Origin of the sequence: Elstera sp., assembly GCF_044372965.1 — a bacterium.
In the GTDB taxonomy this organism is placed as follows: domain Bacteria; phylum Pseudomonadota; class Alphaproteobacteria; order Elsterales; family Elsteraceae; genus Elstera.
This window is the reverse complement of the sequence record NZ_JBILQX010000026.1, coordinates 1-23,663: the sequence shown is the minus strand read 5'-3', so window position 1 is coordinate 23,663 and position 23,663 is coordinate 1. Positions and strand designations below refer to the sequence as shown.

Annotated in this window: 22 protein-coding genes; 21 read left to right on the top strand and 1 reads right to left on the bottom strand. The window is 61.6% G+C overall.

What is annotated here, in order from left to right:
- Positions 1–6: 6 nt before the first annotated feature.
- The 17 genes from argS to ACIQ36_RS05630 all read left to right on the top strand — a co-directional run bounded on the left by argS (position 7) and on the right by ACIQ36_RS05630 (position 16,742).
- Positions 7–1,797, top strand: a complete 1,791-nt coding sequence (argS, locus tag ACIQ36_RS05710; protein WP_395826758.1) for an arginine--tRNA ligase — start codon at positions 7–9, stop codon at positions 1,795–1,797.
- Positions 1,797–2,693 carry an SPOR domain-containing protein gene (locus ACIQ36_RS05705; protein ID WP_395826757.1) on the top strand — a complete coding sequence of 299 codons (897 nt, stop codon included), beginning with the start codon at positions 1,797–1,799 and terminating at the stop codon, positions 2,691–2,693. The genes argS and ACIQ36_RS05705 overlap by 1 nt, the downstream gene beginning before the upstream one ends.
- Positions 2,694–2,705: 12 nt before the next feature.
- A complete protein-coding gene (locus ACIQ36_RS05700; RefSeq protein ID WP_395826755.1) occupies positions 2,706–3,392 on the top strand; it encodes a site-2 protease family protein in 687 nt (228 codons plus the stop codon).
- The gene (locus ACIQ36_RS05695; protein ID WP_395826753.1) at positions 3,392–4,213 is read left to right on the top strand and encodes a segregation and condensation protein A; all 822 of its coding nucleotides are present in this window, start codon (positions 3,392–3,394) and stop codon (positions 4,211–4,213) included. The genes ACIQ36_RS05700 and ACIQ36_RS05695 overlap by 1 nt, the downstream gene beginning before the upstream one ends.
- Positions 4,210–4,887 (top strand): SMC-Scp complex subunit ScpB, encoded by a 678-nt coding sequence (gene scpB, locus ACIQ36_RS05690; RefSeq protein WP_395826752.1) that lies wholly within the window; start codon positions 4,210–4,212, stop codon positions 4,885–4,887. The genes ACIQ36_RS05695 and scpB overlap by 4 nt, the downstream gene beginning before the upstream one ends.
- 54 nt (positions 4,888–4,941) lie before the next feature.
- Positions 4,942–6,663, top strand: a complete 1,722-nt coding sequence (locus ACIQ36_RS05685) for an ABC transporter permease (protein ID WP_395826750.1) — start codon at positions 4,942–4,944, stop codon at positions 6,661–6,663.
- Positions 6,664–6,670: 7 nt separating this feature from the next.
- The gene (locus ACIQ36_RS05680; protein ID WP_395826749.1) at positions 6,671–7,690 is read left to right on the top strand and encodes an ABC transporter ATP-binding protein; all 1,020 of its coding nucleotides are present in this window, start codon (positions 6,671–6,673) and stop codon (positions 7,688–7,690) included.
- 89 nt (positions 7,691–7,779) lie between these two features.
- Positions 7,780–8,211 (top strand): Sec-independent protein translocase protein TatB, encoded by a 432-nt coding sequence (tatB, locus tag ACIQ36_RS05675; protein ID WP_395826747.1) that lies wholly within the window; start codon positions 7,780–7,782, stop codon positions 8,209–8,211.
- A complete protein-coding gene (tatC, locus tag ACIQ36_RS05670; protein ID WP_395826745.1) occupies positions 8,204–9,043 on the top strand; it encodes a twin-arginine translocase subunit TatC in 840 nt (279 codons plus the stop codon). Before tatB ends, tatC begins: the two co-directional genes overlap by 8 nt.
- Positions 9,044–9,104: 61 nt before the next feature.
- On the top strand, positions 9,105–10,385 hold the full coding sequence (serS, locus tag ACIQ36_RS05665) for a serine--tRNA ligase (protein ID WP_395826744.1): 1,281 nt from the start codon (positions 9,105–9,107) through the stop codon (positions 10,383–10,385).
- On the top strand, positions 10,382–11,197 hold the full coding sequence (gene surE / locus ACIQ36_RS05660; protein WP_395826742.1) for a 5'/3'-nucleotidase SurE: 816 nt from the start codon (positions 10,382–10,384) through the stop codon (positions 11,195–11,197). Before serS ends, surE begins: the two co-directional genes overlap by 4 nt.
- Complete coding sequence (locus ACIQ36_RS05655; protein ID WP_395826740.1) at positions 11,194–11,895, top strand: protein-L-isoaspartate(D-aspartate) O-methyltransferase; 702 nt, start codon at positions 11,194–11,196, stop codon at positions 11,893–11,895. Before surE ends, ACIQ36_RS05655 begins: the two co-directional genes overlap by 4 nt.
- 9 nt (positions 11,896–11,904) lie before the next feature.
- Positions 11,905–13,278, top strand: a complete 1,374-nt coding sequence (locus ACIQ36_RS05650; RefSeq protein WP_395826738.1) for a peptidoglycan DD-metalloendopeptidase family protein — start codon at positions 11,905–11,907, stop codon at positions 13,276–13,278.
- A gap of 120 nt (positions 13,279–13,398) precedes the next feature.
- Positions 13,399–13,770 (top strand): preprotein translocase subunit YajC, encoded by a 372-nt coding sequence (gene yajC / locus ACIQ36_RS05645; RefSeq protein ID WP_395826736.1) that lies wholly within the window; start codon positions 13,399–13,401, stop codon positions 13,768–13,770.
- Between the two features lie 70 nt (positions 13,771–13,840).
- Positions 13,841–15,391 carry a protein translocase subunit SecD gene (gene secD / locus ACIQ36_RS05640; RefSeq protein WP_395826735.1) on the top strand — a complete coding sequence of 517 codons (1,551 nt, stop codon included), beginning with the start codon at positions 13,841–13,843 and terminating at the stop codon, positions 15,389–15,391.
- A gap of 16 nt (positions 15,392–15,407) precedes the next feature.
- The gene (gene secF, locus ACIQ36_RS05635; RefSeq protein WP_395826733.1) at positions 15,408–16,364 is read left to right on the top strand and encodes a protein translocase subunit SecF; all 957 of its coding nucleotides are present in this window, start codon (positions 15,408–15,410) and stop codon (positions 16,362–16,364) included.
- A gap of 6 nt (positions 16,365–16,370) precedes the next feature.
- Positions 16,371–16,742, top strand: a complete 372-nt coding sequence (locus tag ACIQ36_RS05630; protein ID WP_395826732.1) for an Mth938-like domain-containing protein — start codon at positions 16,371–16,373, stop codon at positions 16,740–16,742.
- On the opposite strand, the gene ACIQ36_RS05625 is transcribed toward ACIQ36_RS05630, so the two are convergent.
- On the bottom strand, positions 16,739–17,728 hold the full coding sequence (locus ACIQ36_RS05625; protein ID WP_395826730.1) for a methyltransferase: 990 nt from the start codon (positions 17,726–17,728) through the stop codon (positions 16,739–16,741). The two genes, ACIQ36_RS05630 and ACIQ36_RS05625, sit on opposite strands and share 4 nt — an antisense overlap.
- A 138-nt stretch (positions 17,729–17,866) precedes the next feature.
- Here ACIQ36_RS05625 and dusB point away from each other — a divergent pair, with 138 nt between their 5' ends.
- The 4 genes from dusB to ACIQ36_RS05605 all read left to right on the top strand — a co-directional run.
- On the top strand, positions 17,867–18,871 hold the full coding sequence (dusB, locus tag ACIQ36_RS05620; protein WP_395826728.1) for a tRNA dihydrouridine synthase DusB: 1,005 nt from the start codon (positions 17,867–17,869) through the stop codon (positions 18,869–18,871).
- A complete protein-coding gene (locus ACIQ36_RS05615) occupies positions 18,868–19,983 on the top strand; it encodes a nitrogen regulation protein NR(II) (RefSeq protein ID WP_395826726.1) in 1,116 nt (371 codons plus the stop codon). The genes dusB and ACIQ36_RS05615 overlap by 4 nt, the downstream gene beginning before the upstream one ends.
- 35 nt (positions 19,984–20,018) lie before the next feature.
- Complete coding sequence (gene ntrC / locus ACIQ36_RS05610; protein WP_395826725.1) at positions 20,019–21,464, top strand: nitrogen regulation protein NR(I); 1,446 nt, start codon at positions 20,019–20,021, stop codon at positions 21,462–21,464.
- Between the two features lie 152 nt (positions 21,465–21,616).
- Positions 21,617–23,663: HAMP domain-containing protein (locus tag ACIQ36_RS05605; RefSeq protein ID WP_395826723.1), on the top strand; the 2,047-nt coding region annotated here is incomplete at its 3' end.

Here is a 23,663-nt window from a genome sequence, read left to right as displayed (position 1 = left end):
GACGTCATGACCCAACTCACGCCGCATATTTTTAAACGTTTCCATACGGCCCTTAGCGATGTGCTGAAGGAACTTGCCGAAGAAGGCGCGCTGCCCGCCGGGCTCGATCCCGCGAAAGTCACTGTGGAGCCGCCGCGCGATGCGAGCCACGGCGATATTTCCACCAATGTCGGCATGGTTCTGTCAAAACCCGCCGGAATGAAGCCGCGCGGCCTCGCCACCTTGGTTGGCGACCGCATGCGCACCGATCCGGCCTTGGGGATTAGCGATATTTCCATTGACGGGCCGGGGTTCCTGAACTTCCGCCTCGCCCCCGAAATGTGGCAGGGCGAACTTGCGACGGCAGTGCGCGCGGGCGTGGCCTATGGCGATAGCCAGGTCGGGCAGGGCGTGCGGGTGAACGTCGAATATGTCTCGGCGAATCCTACCGGGCCGATGCACGTCGGCCATTGCCGGGGTGCCGTCGTCGGCGATGTGCTCGCGTCCTTGCTGGCGAAAGCCGGGTTCGACGTGGTGCGCGAATATTATATCAACGACGCGGGCGCGCAGGTCGATGTTCTCGCCCGCTCGGCCTATCATCGCTATCGGGAAGCCCTGGGCGATGATATGGGCGCGGTGCCTGCGGGCCTGTATCCGGGCGATTACTTGGTTCCGCTGGGCCAGGATATTGCCAAACGCTATGGCGATATTTGGCGCAATGCTGATGAAGCCGTGTGGCTGGAAACAATCCGCACCGAAGCCGTCGCGGCCATGCTGGTGTTGATTAAGGAGGATCTGGCGGCACTCGGCGTGAAGCACGATCTCTTCTCTTCCGAGCGCGCGATGGTCGAAAGCGGCGCGGTCGAAGCGTCACTTGCAGCGCTTGAGGAGCGCGGGTTGATCTATGTTGGAACGCTGGAGCCGCCGAAGGGCAAAACTCCGGACGAGTGGGAGCCGCGTCCGCAGACTTTGTTCCGCGCTACCGACTTTGGCGACGATGTGGACCGCCCGCTGAAAAAGTCTGATGGAAGCTGGACCTATTTTGCGAACGACATCGCCTATCACTATGATAAGGCTCTAGGAAACCCGCATCGGCCCGGTGCGAATATCCTCATCAATATCTTCGGGGCCGATCACGGCGGCTACGTAAAGCGCATGATGGCGGCGGTGAAAGCGCTCACCGATGGCAAAGTCGCGCTCGATATCAAGTTATGCCAGTTGGTTAATCTTCTGGATAATGGCGTTCCGGTCAAAATGTCCAAGCGGGCCGGGAACTTCGTGATCTTACGCGAAGTCGTGGATGAAGTCGGCGCGAATGCGGTGCGCTTTATTATGCTCACGCGGAAAAATGATGTGTCTTTGGACTTCGATTTCGCAAAAGTTCAAGAGCAATCAAAAGATAATCCGGTGTTCTATGTGCAGTATGCCCATGCACGCGCAGCCTCTGTTTTGCGGAACGCTGTCGATAGTTTGTCACATGATCAACTATCTTCCGAACATTTAGCTAATTCTTCGTTAAGTCACTTGACCGACGAGGCGGAACTTGGTTTGATGCGCACGTTAGCAAGCTGGCCAAGGTTGGTTGAGGCGGCCGCCGAGGCGCATGAGCCCCACCGTATCGCGTTCTATTTGGGCGATGTTGCGGCGGGGTTCCACGCGCTCTGGAATAAGGGGCGGGACGAGGCAAGTCTGCGCTTTATTCTTCCGGACGATCCCGAATTAACCATTGCGCGCCTCGCCCTCGTTCAGGGGGTGAAGAGTGTGATCGCCTCGGGCCTTGCCGTTTTAGGTGTCGAGCCGGTCGAGGAAATGCGGTGATGCAGCAAGATTTCGATCCCCGTGATTTAGAACCGGCGTTGCCGTCGGAAGAGCCGAAGGGGCGGCGCTGGCTACCGGCAACGATTGCGCTGGTCGCCTTGGGCGGCTTTAGCGGCATCGTCTGGTACGCTTATAATCAAGGCGCGAGCACGTCGAACGGCGGTGCGGTGCCCTTGGTGCAGGCCGACGCTGGGCCGCTCAAGAGCCGCCCGACCGATCCGGGTGGGCTCGAAGTGCCCAATCAGGATAAGCTGATCTTGAACGGTCAGGCCGTCGATGGCGCGCCGGGCAAGGTGGAGCGCATGCTCCCGCCGCCCGAAGCGCCGATTGCCAAACCCGCGCTTGCGGCAACGCCGACCCCGCCCCCTGCCCAGCCGCAGATTGCAACAGCAACGCCACCTGCTTTGACGGGCGCGCGTCCGCAGGCTCCGGCGGCGCAACAAACCTCACCGATCCTGGTACCGAACCAGCAGCAGGCGAATGCCGTGCCGCGCGCGGTGCCGCAAACTTCGCCACAGGGAACGCCGGTTCCGCAGCCCGTCGTCTCCCGTCCGGCCGCAGTTCCGCAGGCTCCGGCGGCGCAAGCCCCGGCTCCCGTCGCCGCCAAACCGCCCGCCGTGCAACCGGCTCCGACCGCAACCCCGGCCGCGGCAGGGACGACGCGCGGCGCGAAAGTGCAACTGGGCGCGGTGAAGTCGGAAGCCGCCGCTTCGGCGGAATGGGCGAAGATGCAAAAAGCCAATCCCGAACTTGCTAACCTCTCGATGAGTGTCGCCAAGGTCGAGATTCCCAATAAGGGCACTTACTACCGCATCCAAGCGGGGCCGGTGGCCGATGGCGGATCGGTCTGCGCGGCGCTCAAGGCACGCGGGCAGGATTGCCTCATTGTTCGGTAAAGTTGCATCCTAATGCCTGAACTCGCTGGGCTTCTGCATAGTATTTCGGTCTGGCTGCTGCCGGCGCTGTTGGCGATAACCCTGCACGAGGCGGCGCATGGCTATGTCGCCAACGCGCTGGGGGATCCCACGGCGCGGCTGGCGGGCCGTTTGAGCCTGAACCCGATCCGCCACATCGACCCGGTCGGAACGATCTTCCTGCCGGGGTTGATGCTGCTGGTGGGATCGAATTTTTTCTTTGGCTGGGCTAAAGCCGTGCCGGTGGATATGCGCTACCTGCGCTCGCCTCGGCGCGATATGGCGATTGTCGCCGCCGCTGGGCCGCTGATTAATCTGGCGATGGCGCTCATTGCCGCCCTCCTATTGCACGGTTTGCAGTACATGCCGGATGTTGCGTCGGACTGGGCGCGGGAAAATCTGCTGAACGCGATTAAATTCAATGTGATTTTGGCTGTTTTCAACCTAATGCCGATTCCGCCGCTGGATGGCGGGCGCGTTGCCGTTGGGGTGCTGCCGCTGTTTCTGGCGCGGCCCCTGGCGCGGCTTGAGAATATCGGCATGCTGATCGTCATGGGTTTTGCCTTCATCATCCCGATGGTCTCGGCGCAGGCGGGGTATCCGCTCAATCCCTTGGGCTGGCTGCTGAGCGGGCCGATCAATGCGGCGATTGTCGCGATTTTAACCCTCGCGGGTTGGTAGTGACCGGGGATTCCGAGGCATGGGATGCGCGCCCCGAGTCCGCCGATGAGCCTATCCTCCTTCTCGATCTCGACGGCTACGAAGGCCCCATCGACGTGCTGCTGACGCTGGCGCGCGACCAAAAGGTCGATCTGACCAAAATCCGCATTCTGCCGCTGGTCGATCAATATCTCGCCTTCATTCGCGGTATTCTGCACCGCCGCCTGGAGGTTGCCGCCGATTATCTGGTGATGGCGGCGTGGCTCGCCTACCTCAAATCGCGCCTGCTGCTACCCGACCCGCCGAGCGAGGAGGAGGAGCCGAGCGCCGAGGAAATGGCGGCGACACTGGCGTTCCAGCTTCAACGGCTCGAAGCCATGCAAAAGGTGGGGGCCAAGCTGATGGCGGGAACACTGCTTGGGCGCGATGTCTTCGCGCGCGGCTTTCCCGAGCGGTTCGAGGTCGATGCGCGGGTGCGTTGGGATGTAACGCTCTATGAGCTACTTACGGCCTATGCCGACCATAAACGTCGCACCGATTATTCGCGCCTACGCATCGCCGCAACCGAGCTTTATTCGATGGACGATGCGCTGCAACGCCTGTCCGAACGCTTGGGTCAGATGCCGCTGTGGGAGGCGCTGAGTAGCTTTCTGCCCGCCGATATTCGGGATGGGCTGGTATTCCGGTCGGCGGTTGCCGCCACATTTCTGGCCGCGCTGGAACTGGCGAAATCGGGTAAGCTTGACCTGCGCCAAGCCGAGCGTTTTGGCCCGATTCTGGTGCGCTCCCCCGGCTTGGATGATAGCCCGGCCTCGGATGCGCCGGAGATGAGTACCCCATGAAACTCGAACCCCGTACCCCAGAACCTTTGTCTTATGAACTGCGCTTACTCGAAGCGCAGCTTTTTGCCGCAACCAGCCCCCTCACCGAGATCGATTTGATCGTGCGCATGCCGCCGGGGGCGGACGTAAAGGCGCGGTTGGCCGAGCTTGCGGCGCTGTATCAGGGGCGGGGCGTGGAGTTGGTGCAGCTTGCGGGCGGCTGGGCGTTTCGCACGGCGCCGGACCTTGCCACCGCCCTGCGGGTCACGCTGGATGTGAGCCGGAAGCTGTCGCGCGCCGCTGTCGAGGCGCTTGCGATCATCGCCTACCATCAGCCCGTAACCCGTGGGGAAATCGAAGAGATTCGCGGCGTGCAACTTTCGCGTGGCACGCTCGATATTCTGCTGGAATCGGGATGGATCAAGCCGAAAGGCCGCCGCCGCACGCCGGGCCGCCCCGTGACTTGGGTGACGACGCCGGGCTTTTTGGACCATTTCGGCCTGACCAGTCTTGACGATTTGCCAGGGGTGGAAGAGCTAAAAGCGGCGGGGCTGCTGGATAAGCGCAGCGGCATCACCATCGCCATGCGCGAGGAGGAGGCTGAAGCCGCGTTGCAAGCCGACGTCGATGACCCGGTCGAAACTCTGCTCGGCGATGATCTCCCCGATCTTGCAGATGAGAGGCAGTCGCGTTAAGGTCCGCAGGATCGGACAGCAGCCTGCTGCCTTTTTTCCTTGTCGGTGACATGCGTGACGGACGCCAGCCTTCCCCCCCCTCTGACCTCTACGGGAAGCCGCTTGCCCGCCGTGCCGCTTCGGTGGCGTTGGCGCGGAACGGGATCGGGCTGGACGCTGCTCGCCGTGGGTCTCGCGGTGGTGCTGTCGCTGCCCGTGCTGACGATTCTCGGCTCGTTTCTATTCCCCGCGTGGGACGTGTGGGCGCATTTGCTCTCCACGGTCATGCCGACCTATATCCGCAATACGCTACTGCTCATGCTCGGCGTTGGGCTAGGGGTTGCCGTGATCGGCGTGGGGACGGCGTGGCTGGTCACGCTGTGCCAGTTCCCCGGCGCGCGGGCGTTCGAAATTCTGCTGCTGCTGCCGTTGGCCTTTCCGGCCTATGTGGTGGCCTACGCCTATACCGGGCTGCTCGATAGCGCTGGGCCGGTGCAAAGCCTGCTGCGGGTGGCCCTTGGGTGGGACCTTGGCAGCTATTGGTTTCCGCCGATCCGCTCGCTGGGCGGTGCCATCGCGGTGATGGTGCTCGTGCTCTATCCTTACGTCTATCTGCTGGCGCGCGCGGCATTCTTAGAGCAATCCGTCTGCGTGCTTGAAGCGGGGCGCTCCTTGGGACAAACGCCGTTCGGCTGTTTCCGGCGGCTCGCTGTGCCGCTCGCCCGGCCCGCGATTGCGGGCGGCGTGGCGCTGGCGCTCATGGAAACGCTCAATGATTTCGGCACGGTGCAATATTTTGCCGTCGATACGCTGACGGCGGGGATTTACCGCACGTGGCTCGGTATGAACGAACCGGCGGCGGCGACGCAATTGGCGGGGCTTCTACTGCTGTTCGTGATCGGGCTGATGGCGCTTGAGCGTCAGGGCCGGGCAGGGAGCACGCGGCACATGAGTTTGCGCTATCGGCATCTGCCGCGCTTTGAACTCTCGCCCCCGAAGGCGGCACTGGCAATGATCGCCTGCCTGTTGCCCTGCCTGCTCGGCTTCATCATCCCGCTGCTGATGCTCTCGGCCTGGGCATTTGAAACCGCGCCGACGATGGTTAATTCGGCCTTTTGGCAGGCGGCGGAACATTCCTTACTCTTGGCGATGATCGCCGCCGCCGTTGCGGTTTCCTTGGCCTTGACGCTGGCCTACGCGGTTCGGCTGCATCCGACACGGCTGGTGCGCTGGGCGACGCGCTCCGCCAGCTTGGGCTATGCCGTGCCGGGGCTGGTGATTGCCGTCGGGGTGATTATCCCCTTGGCAGCGCTCGATACGGCGGTTGACGGGCTAAGTCGCGGCCTGTTTGGGGTCTCGACCGGCCTGATCCTCTCCGGCACGCTGGTCGCCCTGTTATTCGCCTACGTCATCCGCTTTCTCGCCATTGCGTTGAATGCCGTCGAGTCCGCTCTGGGAAAAGTAACCCCGCAGATGGATTTTGCTGCGCGCAGCTTAGGGCGCACCGCCGGGGAAACCCTGTGGGGTGTGCATCTACCGATTATTCGCCCAAGTTTGCTGGCGGCGGGGTTATTGGTGTTCGTCGATGTGATGAAAGAGCTTCCGGCGACGCTGATTCTCCGCCCGTTCAATTTCGATACGCTTGCGGTGCTGGTTTTTGCAATGGCCGGGGATGAGCGTTTGGCGGATGCCGCCCCCGCGTCGCTTGCCATTATGCTCGTTGGTTTGCTGCCGGTTATTCTGCTGGCAAGGGCTTTGGCGCGGAGCCGACCCGGCACGTCAGCCGGTCAAGATTAGGAACGCCATGCTTCTTATTGAAACGGTGAGCCATGCCTATGGCGCACTCCAAGCGCTTCAGTCGGTTAGTCTCGACGTTGCGGCGGGGGAGGTTGTCTGTCTCCTCGGCCCGTCCGGTTGCGGGAAATCGACCCTGCTGCGCATCGCGGCGGGCCTGGAGCCGGTGCAGCAAGGTCGGGTCATCCTCGGAGGGCAGGTCGTCGGCGAGCCGCGCCAGAGCTTGCCGCCGGAGTTGCGCCGCGTTGGAATGGTCTTTCAGGATTTTGCCCTGTTTCCGCATCTGACCGTCGCCCAAAACATTGCTTTCGGCCTGTCCGATCTCTCTCGCCCCGAGCGGCAGGCGCAGGCGGCGCTGTGGGTGGAGCGGATCGGTTTGCCGGACCTTGCCGATTCTTTTCCGCACACGCTTTCTGGCGGGCAGCAGCAGCGCGTTGCCTTAGCGCGCGCGCTCGCCCCGTCGCCGCGCCTGGTGCTGATGGACGAGCCGTTCTCGGGACTGGATGTAACCCTGCGCGACCGCTTGCGCGATGCGACGCTCGCGCTGCTGAAAGAAGCGGGGGTTGCAACCGTGCTCGTGACCCACGATCCGGACGAGGCGATGCGCATGGCGGATCGGATTGTGCTAATGCGCGCAGGGCGGATCGAGCAGGTGGGGCGGCCGCTCGCGCTCTACGATCATCCCGTATCGGCCTTTACAGCAGCTTTTTTCGGCTCGGTGACGGTGCTGGAGGTGCGCGCCGAAGGCGGGCAGGTGGCAACCGATCTCGGGCGGTTCGATGCGCCGGTCTTGAGCGGACCGGTGACGATGATCGTGCGGCAAGAAGCCCTGCATCGCGTACCCGAAGGCGGGTTAATCGGGGTGGTCACGCAAGCCCGCAGTTTGGGGCGGGAGCATCTGGTTGGGCTTACCATCGGCTCGACCGCGCTCACGGCGCGCTGGGCGGAGGGGCGGTTGCCCAAAGTCGGCGACCGGCTTCCGCTTGTTCTCGACCGGCACCGGGTGCATCTCTTTGCCAAGGAAGCCTAAGGGGCGCGGGGAAGTATGCGGCGGGTGATTGCACCGGCTTCGCCCATCTGCCATAGTCCGCCGCGCTGCGGGCGAAAGGTTTGTGCGGAATGTTCGATATTGCCTGGTCGGAATTACTGCTGATCGGCGCGGTTGCCCTCATTTTCATCGGTCCGAAGGAATTGCCTGGACTGCTGGTGAATATTGGTCGATGGGTACGGCGCGCGCGAAGCATGGCCTCAGAGTTTCAGAGCAGCCTCGATCAGGCGGTTCGGGAAGCCGAAGTAGATCAACTCAAGCAGAAAATGAATGCCGCCGTGATGGAGGCTGAGAAGGCTATGCCGTCCATTGATCTGCCGAGTTTCAGTATGCAGTTGGAGCCGGCGCCGGTTGCGGCCGAGAGTGTTCCGGCCCTCGAATCAATCCCTCCCGCTCCGGAAAATGCGGCGATAGACGCTGCCCCTGAAGCGCTCGCCTCGATTCCCGCACCGGAAAGCACAAGCCCTACGACTATTGCACCGGAGACTTTGCCGCGTGTCTGATCCGATGCTTGCGACCGAAACCCCCTCTGGCCCCGAGCATGACCGGCAAATGCCGATCATAGAGCATCTCGTTGAGCTGCGGCGGCGGCTGATTTACTCCTTCGTGGGGTTTTTGATTTGCTTCGGCATCGCCTTTTGGAAGTCGGACCTTGTGTTCAACTTCCTGGCCGAACCGCTGGCGCACGCCTTGGGCGAGGGGCGGCGGATGATCTATACCGATCTGACCGAAGCCTTCTTTACCCGCGTTAAGCTGGCGAGCTGGACGGCAGCGTTTCTGGCCTTTCCGGTGATTGCAACCCAGGCTTGGATGTTTATCGCCCCCGGTCTCTACAAGAATGAGCGTAACGCCTTTTGGCCGTTTCTGGTGGCGACGCCGGTGCTGTTCTTCATGGGGGCGGCGCTGCTGTATTATTTTATTATTCCAATGGCTTGGGAGTTCTTTTTGAGCTTCCAACAGATAGCGCCCGAAGGCGGGATCGGCCTGCCGATCCAGTTTGAAGGGAAGGTCAACGAGTATCTCTCGCTGATTATGTCGCTGATTTTTGCCTTTGGGATTGCGTTCGAACTGCCGGTTTTGCTGACGCTGCTGGCGAAAGTCGGCATTGTCAGTTCGGCGGGGTTGGCGTCGAAGCGGCGCTATGCCGTCGTCGTCGCCTTTGTGGTGGCGGCGGTTGTAACGCCGCCGGATATTATCAGTCAGGTTGGTTTGGCGATCCCGTTGATTCTTCTCTATGAAATTTCGATCTGGTCGGCCAAGCTAATCGAACGCAATCGCGCCAAGGCGGAAGCCAAACGCGATGCCGACCTTGGGATCAACGATGATGAGCCCTAGGCTTACGATCTAAGGGGCTGGTTTTTAGATGAACACTCTAGCGTTTTACGGTTGATGGTCGATGCATGATCTAACGATGATCCGGTCTGCCCCTGAAGCTTTTGATGCAGGTCTTGCCCGGCGCGGCCTGCCGCCCCGAAGTGCGGAAATTCTGGGGTTAGACGCCCATCGTCGCGCCGTTATCCTGGAAACCGAGCAGGCCCAGGCCCGCCGGAACGAGGCGTCCAAGGAAATCGGCGCGCGCAAACGTCAGGGCGAAAATGCCGATGATTTGATGGCCGAGGTCGCGCGCCTCAAGGATGTTCTGCCGGACCTCGAAATCCGCACCAAAGCCGCCGAAGAATCGCTGGATGCCGTGCTGGCGACGCTGCCCAATATTCCGGCGGTCGATGTACCCGAAGGCCCCGATGAGACAGGCAATGTCGAGCGGCATCGCGTCGGCACGCCGCGCGCGTTCAACTATCCCGCGCTTCAGCATTTCGACCTGGGGGAAGCCCTGGGGATGATGGATTTTGAAGCCGCCGCGCGTCTGTCGGGCAGCCGTTTCGTCGTTTTGCGCAATCAAATCGCCCGGTTAGAGCGCGCGCTCGCCAATTTCATGCTTGATCTGCATACGCGCGAGTTCGGTTTTACCGAAATGAGCGTGCCCTATATGGTGCGCGACGCCGCCGTGTTCGGCACCGGGCAATTGCCGAAGTTCGAAGAGGATTTGTTCCGCACCACGCGCGGCGACTGGCTGATTCCAACCTCGGAAGTGCCGCTGACGAATTTGGTTGCCGACCAAATCGTTTCGGAAGAAGAACTGCCGTTGCGCTTTACCGCCCATACGCCCTGCTTCCGGTCGGAAGCCGGGTCGGCCGGGCGGGATACGCGCGGCATGATCCGCCTGCATCAATTCTCCAAGGTTGAAATGGTGGTCGTTGCGACGCCGGAACAGTCGGAAACCGAACACGAGCGCATGCTGACGGCGGCGGAAACCGTGCTGAACCAGTTGGAACTCCCGTTCCGCACCGTCACGCTCTGCACGGGCGATATGGGCTTTGCGTCGCGCAAGACCTACGATATCGAAGTCTGGCTGCCGGGGCAGAATGCCTACCGGGAAATTTCGTCGATCTCCAACTGCGGCGACTTCCAAGCGCGGCGGATGAAGGCGCGGTGCCGCAAGGCGGGGGATAAGAACATCCGCCATGTTCATACCCTGAACGGTTCGGGCCTTGCCGTCGGTCGGGCGCTCGTCGCGGTGCTCGAAAATTATCAGCAGGAAGATGGGAGCATCGCGCTGCCTAGCGTGCTGCATCCCTATATGGGCGGCCTCACCAAGATCGAAGGCGCCGCAGCATGACGGGCTTCTACGATCCGATTGTGCTCGACGGCGGTCGTATTCTTCTCTCCAACGACGATGGCGTCATGGCGCCGGGGCTAAAATCTCTGCAGCGCATCGCCAAAGCCCTGGTGAAGGACGTGTGGATCTGCGCGCCGGAAACCGAACAGAGTGGGGCGGGGCATTCGCTGACCCTGCGCCGTCCGTTACGTATCCGTCACGTCGGCCCCAAGCGTTTTGCTGTCGATGGCACGCCGACCGACTCGGTGTTGCTTGGCATTCGCCAGGTGATGCAAAAACATCGCCCGAGCCTGATGCTGTCCGGCGTCAATCGCGGCAGCAATATCGCCGAAGACATGACCTATTCGGGCACGATTGCAGCAGCGATGGAAGCGACGCTGCTGGGCGTTCCGGCGATTGCCCTGTCGCTGCACGTAAGCTCCGGCATGGCCCCACGCTGGGAGACGGCGGAAGCCCATGGGCCGGACCTTATTCGCCGCCTGATTACGATCAAATGGCCGAAGAATGTGATGCTGAACGTCAATTTCCCGGACTGCGCGCCGGAAGAGGTGAAAGGCGTCGTCGTGACCCGGCAAGGCAGCCGTAAGATGGGCGAGCAGTTGGGCCAGCGCACCGATATGCGCGGCGAGCATTACTATTGGATTGGGCCGATGAGTGCGGCGGAAGCGCCCCCGACCGATACAGACGTGGCGGCGGTTTTCGGGCATTATATTTCTGTGACCCCGCTTGACCTCGATTTGACCGACGAGCCGACCAGTGCCGCCCTGCGCGATGTGCTCGGTGCGCCGCTGGAGACAATGGCCCCAGCATGACCGTATCCGACCCGCGCCATGATCGATTGCTGACGGTTCTGACCGAAGCCGGGATTCGGGATGAGCGGGTTCTGGCGGCTATTCTGCGCGTGCCCCGCGACTTTTTCGTGCCGCCGACGTTTCGCGAGCATGCGTTTGAAAACACGGCCCTGCCCATCGGTCAGGGGCAGACGATCAGTCAGCCCCAGGTCGTCGGCATCATGACCGAAGTGCTACGCCTGACGGATCGGCACAAGGTGTTGGAAATCGGCACGGGTTCGGGCTATCAGACCGCGATTCTGGCGCTGCTGTGCCGCCGGGTCTATACCATCGAACGGCATAAATCCTTGCTGAAGGAGGCTGAAGAGCGCCTAGCCCAGCTTGGCATTGCCAATGTTGTTGCCAAACATGGCGATGGCGGTATCGGTTGGGCCGATCAAGCGCCGTTCGACCGGATTATCGTTACGGCGGCGGCGCAACAGGAAGTGCCGCGCCCACTGCTGGAGCAATTGGCCGTGGGCGGCATGATGGTGGTGCCGGTGGCCCGGAACCCCATCGATCAGCGGTTACTGCTGGTTTCGCGCACGGAAACCGAAGTTGAGGTGCAAGATTTGGGGGCGGTTCGCTTCGTTCCGCTGATTAGCGATATGTTGGAGCCAAGCCCGCCGCAAAGCGTGGCTGAAGCTTTGTCGCGCCTCACCGCACCGCGCCGGAGCTAGGCAGAGCCGATGCGCATTCTCTCCCGCCTCATGATTGGCCTGGGTCTTATCGCAACCGCGCTTACGGGCTGCGGTGATAAGGGCTTCGATCAGCCCGAGTGGGCGGGCGGCGCGCGTCCCGCCGCCCTGGGCCGACAAGGCACGCAGAGCAGCGGCATTCGCGCGAGCTATGTCGTGCAGCGCGGTGACACGGTTTACGCCCTGGCGCGGGAGTTTAAGGTTCCGGTCAAAACGCTGATCGATGTGAATGACATCCAGCCACCCTATCAATTGCTTATCGGTCAGCGGCTCTCGGTGCCGACCGAGCAGATCCATATGGTGGCGGCGGGCGACACGCTCTATTCGGTCTCGCGGCGCTATAATGTTGATACTACGGCGCTCGTGCGGGCCAATGATCTGCGTGAGCCCTTTGCGCTAAAAGTCGGGCAGCATTTGGTTTTGCCTGGCACGGTCGCCGAAGCCAATGCCGAACCCGCGCCACCGGTGCCAGCCCCCAAGCCGGTGACGGTCGTCAGCCGGTCGGGCGACGTGAAAGTGGCCGCGCTGCCACCGCCGCCGAAACCCGTGGCGGCTCCCGTTGCCCCTGTTGCCGCTCCTCCCGCCGTTGCCGTTCCGTCGCCGCCGGTTCCCGAGGCTCCGCCGAAGACTGCAACGCCCGCACCCGTTCAACCGACGCCCGTTGCGCCACCTGCTCCGCCCAAGGCTGAGCCTCCTAAGGTCGAACCACCCAAGCCGTCCGATCTTGCCAAACCTATCGAGCCACCGAAGCCCGTCCTAACCCCGCCGCCGGTGAAGGCAGAACCGCCGAAGCCGGTTCCACCCAAAGCCGAGCCTGCAAAAGCTGACGCTGAAGACGCCGAGGTGGGCGAGCCCGCAACCCCGCTTCCGGCTCAGGAAGCGCCGGTGAAAAAGCCGAGCCGGGATGAGGTTGTCGCGGCACTGCCGACGCCGCCGCCGAGGGGCGGTCGTAGCTTCCAATGGCCGACGACGGGACGTATCATCGCAACCTTCGGCCCGCAGGATCGGGGGCTGCACAACGACGGCATCAATATCGCCGCCGCCAAAGGCACGCCCGTACGCGCGGCAGAAAATGGCGTGGTTGCCTATGCGGGCGATGAAATTCGCGGCTTTGGCAATCTTTTGCTGATCCGCCACGCCGATGGGTTCATGACCGCCTATGCCCATAACGAGGTGTTGCTGGTCAATCGCGGCGATACGATCCGGCGTGGCCAAGTGATTGCGCGCGTCGGCCAAACCGGTAACGTCTCGACACCGCAGCTTCATTTCGAGATCCGTAAGGGAACGCAAGCCGTTGATCCCGAACAATATCTCGGGCGTCCCACCGCAAGCTTGCCCACCCGGTTGACGGCCACCGAAGGCTAGTCCTCGCCGCGCGCTTCTCCGCGCCCGCATTGCCTTTCGTGGCGGCGGCGTTATAGTCCGCCGCCAGGAATTCTGATCCCCGATCCCATACGGGGAAAATCCCCATCCAATGGAGTGACTATGTTTATTTCTCCCGCTTTCGCTCAAGACGCCGCCGCCGCCGCGCCCGGTGGCATTAACGCCATGCTGGTGCAGTTTGGCCCGCTGATTCTGATTTTCATCGTTTTCTACTTCCTGCTCATTCGCCCGCAGCAGAAGAAGGCGAAAGCCCATCGGGAGATGCTGAGCAATGTGCGCCGGGGCGACCGGATCGTCACCTCGGGTGGGATCATCGGCACAGTGACGAAGGCCGAAGGCGATGGCGAGCTTCAGGTTGAAATCGCCGATGGCGTGCGCATTCGCGTGCTGCGCGGTGCGGTAAGCGACGTTTTGGCGAAGACCGATCCCGCGAAAGCCGATAAGGCCGACGCCAAGGAAGAAACCAAGGCCTAAGTTTCGGGCTTTTTATCCGGGGCAGGGGGCCTCCCTGCCCCAAACTTTTTGCGTTTAAGGGATCCGTCCCATGTATTTTGCCCGCTGGAAAGTGTGGACGATTTGGATTGTTACGGTCCTATCGTTACTCATTGCCGCGCCTAACCTTGTGTCGGAAGCGACGCTGCAAACGCTGCCGAGCTATGTTCCGGCGCGTCAGGTCAGCCTTGGGCTCGATCTGCAGGGCGGCTCGCATCTGCTGTTGCAGGTCGATCTTGCCACCGTCGAACGCGACCGAATGGCCAATCTGGTCGATTCGATCCGCGGCGATTTGCGGCGGGAGCAGATTGCTTTCACCGGCATTGCCCAAGACGGCGCCCAGATCACACTGAAGCTGAACGACGGGGTTGACCCCGTTAAAGCCCGGCGGGCGTTGGAAAATTCCGATCCTGACTTGAATGTCGCCATCGCTGCCGATGGGCTGGTGACGCTGACGCTGAAGCCGTCGGCGATTATTGCCAAACGCAATGCCGCGCTTCAGCAGTCCATCGAAATCATCCGCCGCCGCGTCGATGAAACCGGCACGAAAGAGCCGCGTATTCAGCAGCAGGGAACGGACCGGATTCTGGTGCAGCTTCCCGGCGTGCGCGAACCGGATCGCATCAAGGCCCTGATCGGCACGACGGCAAAGCTCACCTTCCGTATGGTGAATACCGACGCCAACCCGGCCAGCCGCGCGCCAGCGGGCTCGGAAGTGCTGCCCTCTGAACGGGGCGAGCAGTCACCTGCCTATGTGGTGAATAAGCGCGTGATGGTTAGCGGCGAAAATCTCGTCGATGCCCAGCCGAGTTTCCAGGACGGTCAGCCGGTTGTTAGCTTCCGCTTCGATTCGGTCGGCGCGCGCCGCTTTGGCGATGCGACGACGGAAAATGTCGGCAAACCGTTCGCCATCGTCCTTGATAATAAGGTGATTTCCGCGCCGGTAATCCGCGAACCAATTACCGGTGGGCGCGGCATTATTTCAGGAAATTTCACGACGCAATCGGCGAGCGATCTGTCGGTGCTGTTGCGCGCCGGGGCCTTGCCCGCGCCGCTGAAGATCATCGAAGAGCGCACCGTTGGGCCGGACCTTGGGGCGGACGCGATTAAGGCCGGGCTTTATTCGGTCTTGGGCGGTCTTGTGATGATCATGATCTATATGATCGTCTCCTACGGCACCTTCGGCGTTTTCGCGGTGATTGCGCTCATTCTGAACCTCGTCATGACGATTGCGGCGCTCTCGCTGTTGCAGGCCACGCTAACGCTGCCGGGGATTGCCGGGATGTTGATTGCGGTTGGGCTTGCGGTCGACGCGAATATTCTCATCAATGAGCGTATCCGCGAAGAAACCAAGCTGGGGCGCAGCGCGATTGCCTCCATCGATTCAGGTTTCAAGCGTGCGTTCGCCACGATCATCGACGCCAATTTGACGACGATGATTAAGATGGTGCTGCTTTATGCGCTCGGCTCCGGGCCGATCAAGGGCTTTGCCGTGACCACAACCTTGGGGATTCTCACCTCCATGTTCACCGCGACTGTGATGGTTCGGTACATGATTGGTCTGTGGTACGCGCGCAATCGTCCGTCGAAACTGCCGCTGTAAGGCCGGGGGAAGTCTCATGTATTACGTTCGTCTCGTTCCCGACGGAACCCGTATTCAGTTCATGAAGGGCCGGATTGCCGGGTTGGCGATGTCGGCCATTCTCTCGATCCTCTCTGTCGTGCTGTATTTCGCGCCGGGCCTCAATATGGGCGTGGATTTTCGCGGCGGTATTGTCATTGAAGCCCGCCTGACCGCACCCGCCGATTTCGGTGCGATCAGGGCTAGTCTAACGCCTCTCAATCTCGGGCATGTTGGCTTGCAGGAGATCGGCACGCCGGTCGATGTCTCGATTGCTATCGAGCGTCAGCCGGGGGACGATGAAGCCCAGCAGCGCGCGGTGAATGCCGTCCGCCAGCGCCTGACCGCCGATTATCCCGGCGTCAGCTTCCAGCGCGTCGAAGCCGTAGGCGCAGCGGTCAGTGGCGAGCTATTCACCAATGGGATGATCGCCCTCGGGCTGTCGCTCTTTGCCATGCTCGCCTATATCTGGTTTCGCTTCGAATGGCAGTTCGGCGTTGGCGCGGTCGTAACGCTGATCCTAGACGTAACCAAAACCATTGGCTTCTATGTGCTCTTCAATATGGAATTCAATCTTTCCAGTATTGCCGCCATTCTTGCCATCATGGGCTATTCGATCAACGATAAGGTCGTGGTTTACGACCGGGTGCGCGAAAACCTACGCAAATATAAGAGCATGCCGCTGCGGGAATTGATTGATCTCTCGATCAACGAAACCTTGAACCGCACCATTGGAACTTCGATGGCAAGCTTTCTGTCGGCCATGCCACTGATCATTTTCGGTGGCGAGGCGTTGCGGGAGTTTTCGATTGTTATGCTGTTTGGCATTTTCATCGCAACCACCTCCTCGATCTTCATCGCGGCGCCAATCCTGCTGTTCCTTGGGGAAAATCGGCTGCGGCGCGGTATGGCCCCGGTCGAGCCCGGCAAAACTGCCGATACGCCTGCGAGCTAAATTGCGATGGTCGATATCACCCCGCTCATTCCGGGCAATCGCCAACTCATCGAGCGCTATGGCGATAGCGGGTTTCGCATTTCGGGCGTGGCCTGGACCACTTCGGTCCTGGTCCGCCCGACGCAGACCCTCGCGTGGGACGTAACGCGGCTGGAAGATCTGACGGAAGAAAGCCTCGCGCCATTGCTTGATGGCGACGTGGAAGTGTTGCTGATCGGCTGCGGCGCGCGGCTGGGCATGATCCCGCCGAAGCTGCGCGCGGCGGTGCGGGCGCGCGGCCCCGTGATTGACGCGATGGATACCGGCGCTGCCTGCCGGACCTATAATGTGCTGCTCGCTGAAGATCGGCGGGTGGCGGCGGCGCTGATCGCTCTTTAAGCCAGTTTGGCGATGAGCAAGCTCATCCCGCCGCCCAAAAGCGCAAGACGCGGTTCAGCAAAACCCGTCTGTTTTAACCACGCGCGATAGTCCGCGAGACGATAGGCCGCGCCTGCCGTGTAATAGTTGAGGAAGAGCAAATCCGCACCGAGGGCGAGGGCGGGGCCAGCTTCATCATCGGTCAGGCAGTAGCCGATGATGGCGAGTTGCCCGTTCGGGGCCAGCGCCGTTCGGGCCGTGCACAAAGCGGTAACAATCTGCTCCGGCCCAAAAAGTTGCAAGAAACAGCGCATCACCGCAAGGTCGAAGCCGCCGGGTAAGGGGCCGAGGATTGCATCGCCTGCGATAAGCTCAATCTTCGCGCCCCCCGGCTGTTCGTCGAGAAGGGTGCGGGTATGCGGCGCGACATCGGGAAGTTCGACAATCGTCGCGGTCAAATGGGCATGCGCCTCGCATATCGTGGCGCTCAGCGCGCCGGAGCCGCCGGCGATATCGAGAACGCGATGGATGCCGCTGAAATCCAGATGTTTCAGCAGAGCCTTGCCGCCCGCAACCGCTTGGGGGGCAAGGCCGCGCAGCACCGCCACTGTGCGCGCCGGATCGCCATCACTGAAATCCAGTGCCGCTGCCGGGCCGTGCTTGCGAATCGAGGCCGACGTTTCAAGGCACGCGCGCCAGCCCTCGGCATAGGCGGAGGCCGCTGAACCGCGATAAGCGGGTTGGCCTTTCACCAAGGTGCTGGTGGTTTCGGCGGTGAGAGCAAACCGGCCACCCGCTTCCGCCGTGAGCAATCCATACCCCGCCAGGGTTCGGCACAGCCGGTGCAGGCGCACGGGATCAACCCCGCCGAGGGCATCGGCAAGCTCGAGGGCCGACAGGGGACCATCGGCGAGGGGTGAGAAGAGATCGAGTTCCATCCCGGCCAGCAGGGCAAAGGCCCCATAGGCCTGCGTTACGAGATTTTCGACGACGCGCGTTTCTTTCATTTCAACGTCCTCCCCAGGATAGGGTAACCCTCGGTCCTGCAGGGCGCTTTGACAAGACGGCGCTTGTCGGAAAGCGTCGAGAAGCGTAGCGTGAGCGCTGCCTAATTGATAATCATCAACGAAAGGAATGCCCAAAATATGGGCGTCATGATTGGTTCTATAGCACTCGACGCGCCGGTTCTGCTGGCCCCCATGTCGGGAATCAGTGATTTGCCGTTCCGGCGCTTAGTAAAGCGCTTCGGGGCCGGGTTGGTTGTGTCCGAAATGATTGCATCGGAGTCCATGGCACGTGGCCACAAAACCACTTTGGCGATGGCCCAGACCGAGAGCGACGAGCAACCGGCGGCGGTTCAACTCGCCGGGTGTGACCCGGCTATCATGGCGGAAGCGGCCCGCGTGAACGAAGCCAATGGCGCGGCAATCATCGATATCAACATGGGGTGCCCGGTCAAAAAAGTGGTGAACGGGCAGGCGGGCTCCGCCCTGATGCGCGACGAGGCCAAAGCTTTGGCCATTATCGAAGCCGTGGTTAAGGCCGTTTCCATCCCGGTGACGCTCAAAATGCGCCTGGGCTGGGATTGGGACGCGCTGAACGCGCCGTCCCTCGCCAAAAAGGCCGAGGATGCGGGCATTCAGATGATCACCGTTCACGGGCGCACCCGCATGCAATTCTACACGGGAAGCGCCGATTGGCGCGGCGTGCACGCCACCGTTTCAGCGGTTTCCGTGCCTGTTATCGTCAATGGCGACATTCAATCTCTGGCCGACGTGCGCGCGTCGCTGGATCAATCGGGCGCGGCGGGGGTGATGATCGGGCGCGGCTGCTGCGGTCGGCCCTGGTTTGCCGGGCAAGTCGCCGCTTTTCTGGCGAACGGCGCGGTGCGGCCCGATCCAAGTTTACAGCAGAAAGCGCTGATTTTGCAGGATCATTTCGAAGCCTTGTTGGGGCATTACGGGGTGGAGCAGGGGCTTAGGATTGCGCGCAAGCATTTGGCTTGGTATGGCGAGGCACTGCTGACGGCCGACGATCCGGCGCTCGCCGATTTTCGCGCGATCGTTAACCGCGCTACCCAGCCGGAGCCGGTGATCGCCGCGTTCGATCCGCTCTTCGAAGCCGCCGCAGTGCGGGAGATGGCCGCATGACAAGCGCCTCGCCCGTTTCGCGGCGCGCCGCCGCAAAAGCGCTTCAACCCGTTGAAGAGCATATTTTAATCAATGCCTTACCCTATGTTATTGTTATTCTTGATGAGAATAACCGTATCCGTTTGCTGAATATTAGCGCCGAACAGTTTCTTGGCGTGTCCTCGGCGCAGGCCCTGGGCGGGGCCTTGACCGATTATCTTGCCGCCGATAGCCCCCTCTTAGCCTTAGTGTCGCTCTGCCGGGGCAAGGGCCGTAGTGTGGCCGAACATGGGGTTTTGCTCGAAGGCCCGCGACTGCCCGCGCGGCGGGTGACGGTGGATGTGACGCCGGTGATCGAGCGGCCGGGAACCTTGCTGATTGCCGTGCGTGAGCAAACGATCGCCTCCAAAATCGATCAGCAAATGTCCAGCCGGGGGGCGGCACGGTCGGTAACGGCGATGGCGGCGATGCTGGCCCATGAGGTTAAAAACCCGCTCAGCGGCATTCGCGGGGCGGCGCAATTGCTGGAAACGGCGGCCTCGCCCGACGATCAAATGCTCACCCGCTTGATCGTCGATGAGGTCGACCGAATCAAGGCACTGGTCAACCGCATGGAAGTTTTCTCCGATAGCCGGGCTTTGCAGCGCGAGCCGGTGAATATCCATCAGGTTTTAGATTATGTTCGCAAACTGGCGCAGTCTGGCTTTGCGCGGGATCATCGCTTTATTGAACTTTATGATCCGTCGCTGCCGCCAGTCTATGGGAACCGCGACCTTCTCGTGCAGGTGTTCTTGAATCTCATCAAGAATGCTGCCGAGGCGACGCCGACACCCGGCGGGGAAATAACCCTGAAAACCGCTTATCAGCATGGGGTGCGCCTGGAGGTGCCGGGTACAAAAACGCGGGTTCATCTGCCGTTGGTTGTAACCGTGCAGGATAATGGCGACGGAATCCCGGACGATCTTCAACCCCATCTCTTTGATGCCTTTGTCACGACGAAGACAAATGGTTCCGGCCTGGGACTTGCATTAGTTGCCAAGATTATCGGCGATCATGGCGGCGTGGTGGAAGTGGATAGCCAACCGAGGCGCACCATTTTCCGGGTTTATCTGCCGATGGTGCCGAACCGCTGACGCGGTTGCGTGAGGAAAAAGATGAGAGGCAACGTATGACAGGCAGCACCATTCTGGTCGCAGACGATGATCGCGCTATTCGGACGGTGCTCACCCAGGCTCTCACCCGGCTCGGCCATGAGGTCCGTACCACGGCGACGGCATCGACCCTGTGGTCGTGGGTGGAGGCCGGCGAGGGCGATTTGGTCATCACCGACGTGATCATGCCCGATGCCAATGGGCTCGATTTAGTGCCGCGCATCCGGCGGCTGCGCCCGAATCTGCGCGTAATCGTGATGAGCGCCCAGAACACGTTGATGACGGCGGTAAAAGCCACCGAAGTCGGCGCGTTTGATTATTTGCCGAAGCCCTTCGATCTCAACGAGTTCATGCGGATTGTGCAGCGGGCGCTGACCGTTCAGGGCGAAGTCTCCTCCATCCCCAGTGACATGGTGGAAGGGGAAGAGCAATTACCGCTCATCGGCCGGTCGCCCGCGATGCAGGAAATCTATCGGGTGCTCGCGCGCCTGATGGGCACCGATTTGACCGTGATGATCACCGGCGAGAGCGGGACGGGGAAAGAGTTGGTCGCCCGCGCGCTGCACGATTACGGCAAGCGCCGGGGCGGGCCGTTCGTCGCCGTCAATATGGCCGCCATTCCACGCGAGCTGATCGAATCCGATCTGTTCGGGCACGAGAAGGGAGCTTTCACCGGCGCGCACAGCCGGTCGGTTGGTCGGTTCGAGCAGGCCCAGGGCGGCACGCTATTTCTCGATGAAATCGGCGATATGCCGCTCGAAGCGCAAACCCGGTTGCTGCGCGTGCTGCAAGAAGGGGAATATACCACCGTTGGCGGACGCACGGCGATTAAAGCGGATGTCCGTATCGTCGCTGCCACTCACCGCGATTTACGCCAACTCATTCGGCTCGGGCAGTTCCGCGAAGATTTATTTTACCGGCTAAACGTTGTGCCGATCCGTCTGCCGCCGTTGCGCGAGCGCAGCGAAGATGTGCCCGCGCTGGCCCGGCATTTCCTGAAAATCGCCGCAAACGAGGGGCTGCCGCAAAAATCGCTCAGTCAAGCCGCGCTCGACCGGCTGCGGGCGCACCGCTGGCCGGGCAATGTGCGCGAGCTTGAAAACATGATGCGGCGCTTTGCAGCCCTCTATAGCCAAGAGGTGATCGGTGCTGACGTTATCGAGCAGGAATTGGCCGATAGCGCGCCCGAACCTGCCCAAGACCGCGCCCCGGAAAGCGATAATCTCAGTGGGGCGGTCGAGCGGCATCTGAAGGATTATTTCGCCGCCCATAAGGATCAGCTTCCCGCTGCCGGTCTTTACGACCGGGTGCTGCGCGAAGTTGAGCGCCCCTTGCTGCTGCTGACCTTAGCGGCAACGCGGGGAAATCAGATCAAAGCGGCGGAACTCTTGGGACTCAACCGCAATACGCTGCGCAAGAAAATTCGGGAATTGGACATTCAGGTCATGCGCGGGATAAGGTAGGTGCTTAACCGGGCGCATCTTCAACGCGCCACGGGATGCGGTGAGGAGCGCCGGTGACGGATCTGGACCGGGGGGGGCTCCCCTCCGAACGACCAATACAGAGAGAGATTGAGCGAGCCCAAACCGCCCGGTCAGGGGGGCTGGGCTCATGGTTGCAGCGCCGGGCCGATGCGCGCGGCTTGGGCCGCAAAGTCATTCTGCTGCTTATTGTCCTGATGGCGTTTTCTGGCGCTGCGACCTATGCCGCGCTGACAGGGGCCGGGCCATTCGTGTCGGTTGGGCGCGGTTGGGCGACGTGGTTGCTGATTCTCGATCTCGTCCTGCTGCTTGCGCTCGCCACCGTCATCGTGCGGCGGTTGGTGGAGCTTTGGACCGAGCGGCGGCGGGGGCTTGCGGGGTCGCGGCTGCATGTGCGGCTGGTTATGCTGTTCGGCGCTGTCACAATTGCCCCGACGATTCTGGTCGCTGTCTTTTCAGTCGTTTTTCTAAACCTCTCGGTCGACGGTTGGTTTTCCGAGCGGGTGCGCAGCGCTTTGGATGGCTCGAAAGCCATTGCCGACGCTTACCTGCAAGAACATAACCTCGCGATCAAAGGCGATATTCTGTCGATGGCGGTCGATCTCGACCGCGAAGCGCCGCGTTTTTTTGCCGATCCGGTCTGGTTCCGCGATTTGGTCACGACCCAGGCGGGGCTACGAAACCTATCGGAAGCGCTGGTTCTCGGGCGCGACGGCCAGGTTCTGGCGCGGGCGGGGCTCACCTTCCGACTGGAGTTCGAGCCAATTCCGGCCTGGGCGCTCGACCAAGCCCGGCGTGGCGAGGCCGCGGTGATGACCAATACCGACGACGATCGGGTGCGCGCCCTGATTCGCCTCGATAGTCTCGACGGCTATCTCTACGTTGGCCGCCCGGTTGATCCGCGCGTCATCTCCTATGTGCAGGAAACCGCGAGCGCGGTCGATGCCTATGAGGCACTGGAAGGGGAGCGCTCGCAGATTCAAGCCACCTTCGGGCTGGTCTATCTCGCGCTTGCCCTGTTGTTGCTGGTGCTGGCGGCGTCCATCGGGCTTGCAGTTGCAACCAATCTGGTGAAGCCCATCTCCGTTATTATTGCCGCCGCCGAGCGTATCCGCGCTGGCGATTTTTCGGCGCGGGTGCCGGATATGCCGGGCGACGACGAGTTGGGTTCGCTCGCGCGCGCCTTCAACCGCATGAGCCGCGAAGTCGATCAGCAACGTCATGCGTTGCTCGCCACCAATAGCCAGTTGGACGAGCGCCGCCGGTTTATCGAAGCGGTGCTGGCGGGGGTCTCGGCTGGCGTTCTGGGGCTCGACACCGAAGGTTATTTGACCATGGGCAACCGCTCGGCGGGGGCTCTGTTGGGGATCGATCTCGGCCCCCAGACGGGCCAACCGCTCGCGGCGATCGTGCCCGAAATGCTGCCGCTGTTCGAAACCGCGCGGGGACGGGCCGACAGTCGCGCCGATGGGCAGGTTCGGATCAATCGCGAAGGGCGGGCGCAAACGCTGTTGGTCAGCGTTACCGCGGAAGTATTGGCGGGTGGGCAAACCCAGGGTTATGTCGTCACGTTCGACGATATTACCGAACTTCTGGCGGCGCAACGGACTGCGGCCTGGGCCGATGTGGCGCGGCGAATCGCCCATGAAATTAAGAACCCGCTCACGCCCATCCAGCTTTCGGCTGAACGGTTAAAACGTAAATATCTCAAAGAGATAACGAGCGATCCTGAGACGTTTACCCTCTGCACCGATACCATCGTGCGGCAAGTGGGCGATATCGGCCGGATGGTCGATGAATTCTCCGCCTTTGCCCGGATGCCGCAGCCAGTGATGAAGCCTGAAGACCTGCCTCAGGTCTTGCGCGAAGTCATGATGCTGCAACGCTCGGCCCGCCCCGATGTTTCTTTCGATCTCAGCCTACCGGAATCCGTAAAGTCGGTGCGCTGTGACGGTCGGCAAATCCGGCAGGCGGTGATGAATCTCGTTCAGAATGCCATTGATGCGATCGACGGGCGCGATGCCAAGAGTCTAGACCTGCCGCCGGGGCGCATTAGCGTGGCCTTGGTGCAAGATGCACTCGCAACCAAACTGCTTGTCACGGATAATGGTAAGGGGCTACCGACGGAGCAACGCGAGCGCCTGACCGAGCCCTATGTGACGACGCGGGCCAAGGGAACCG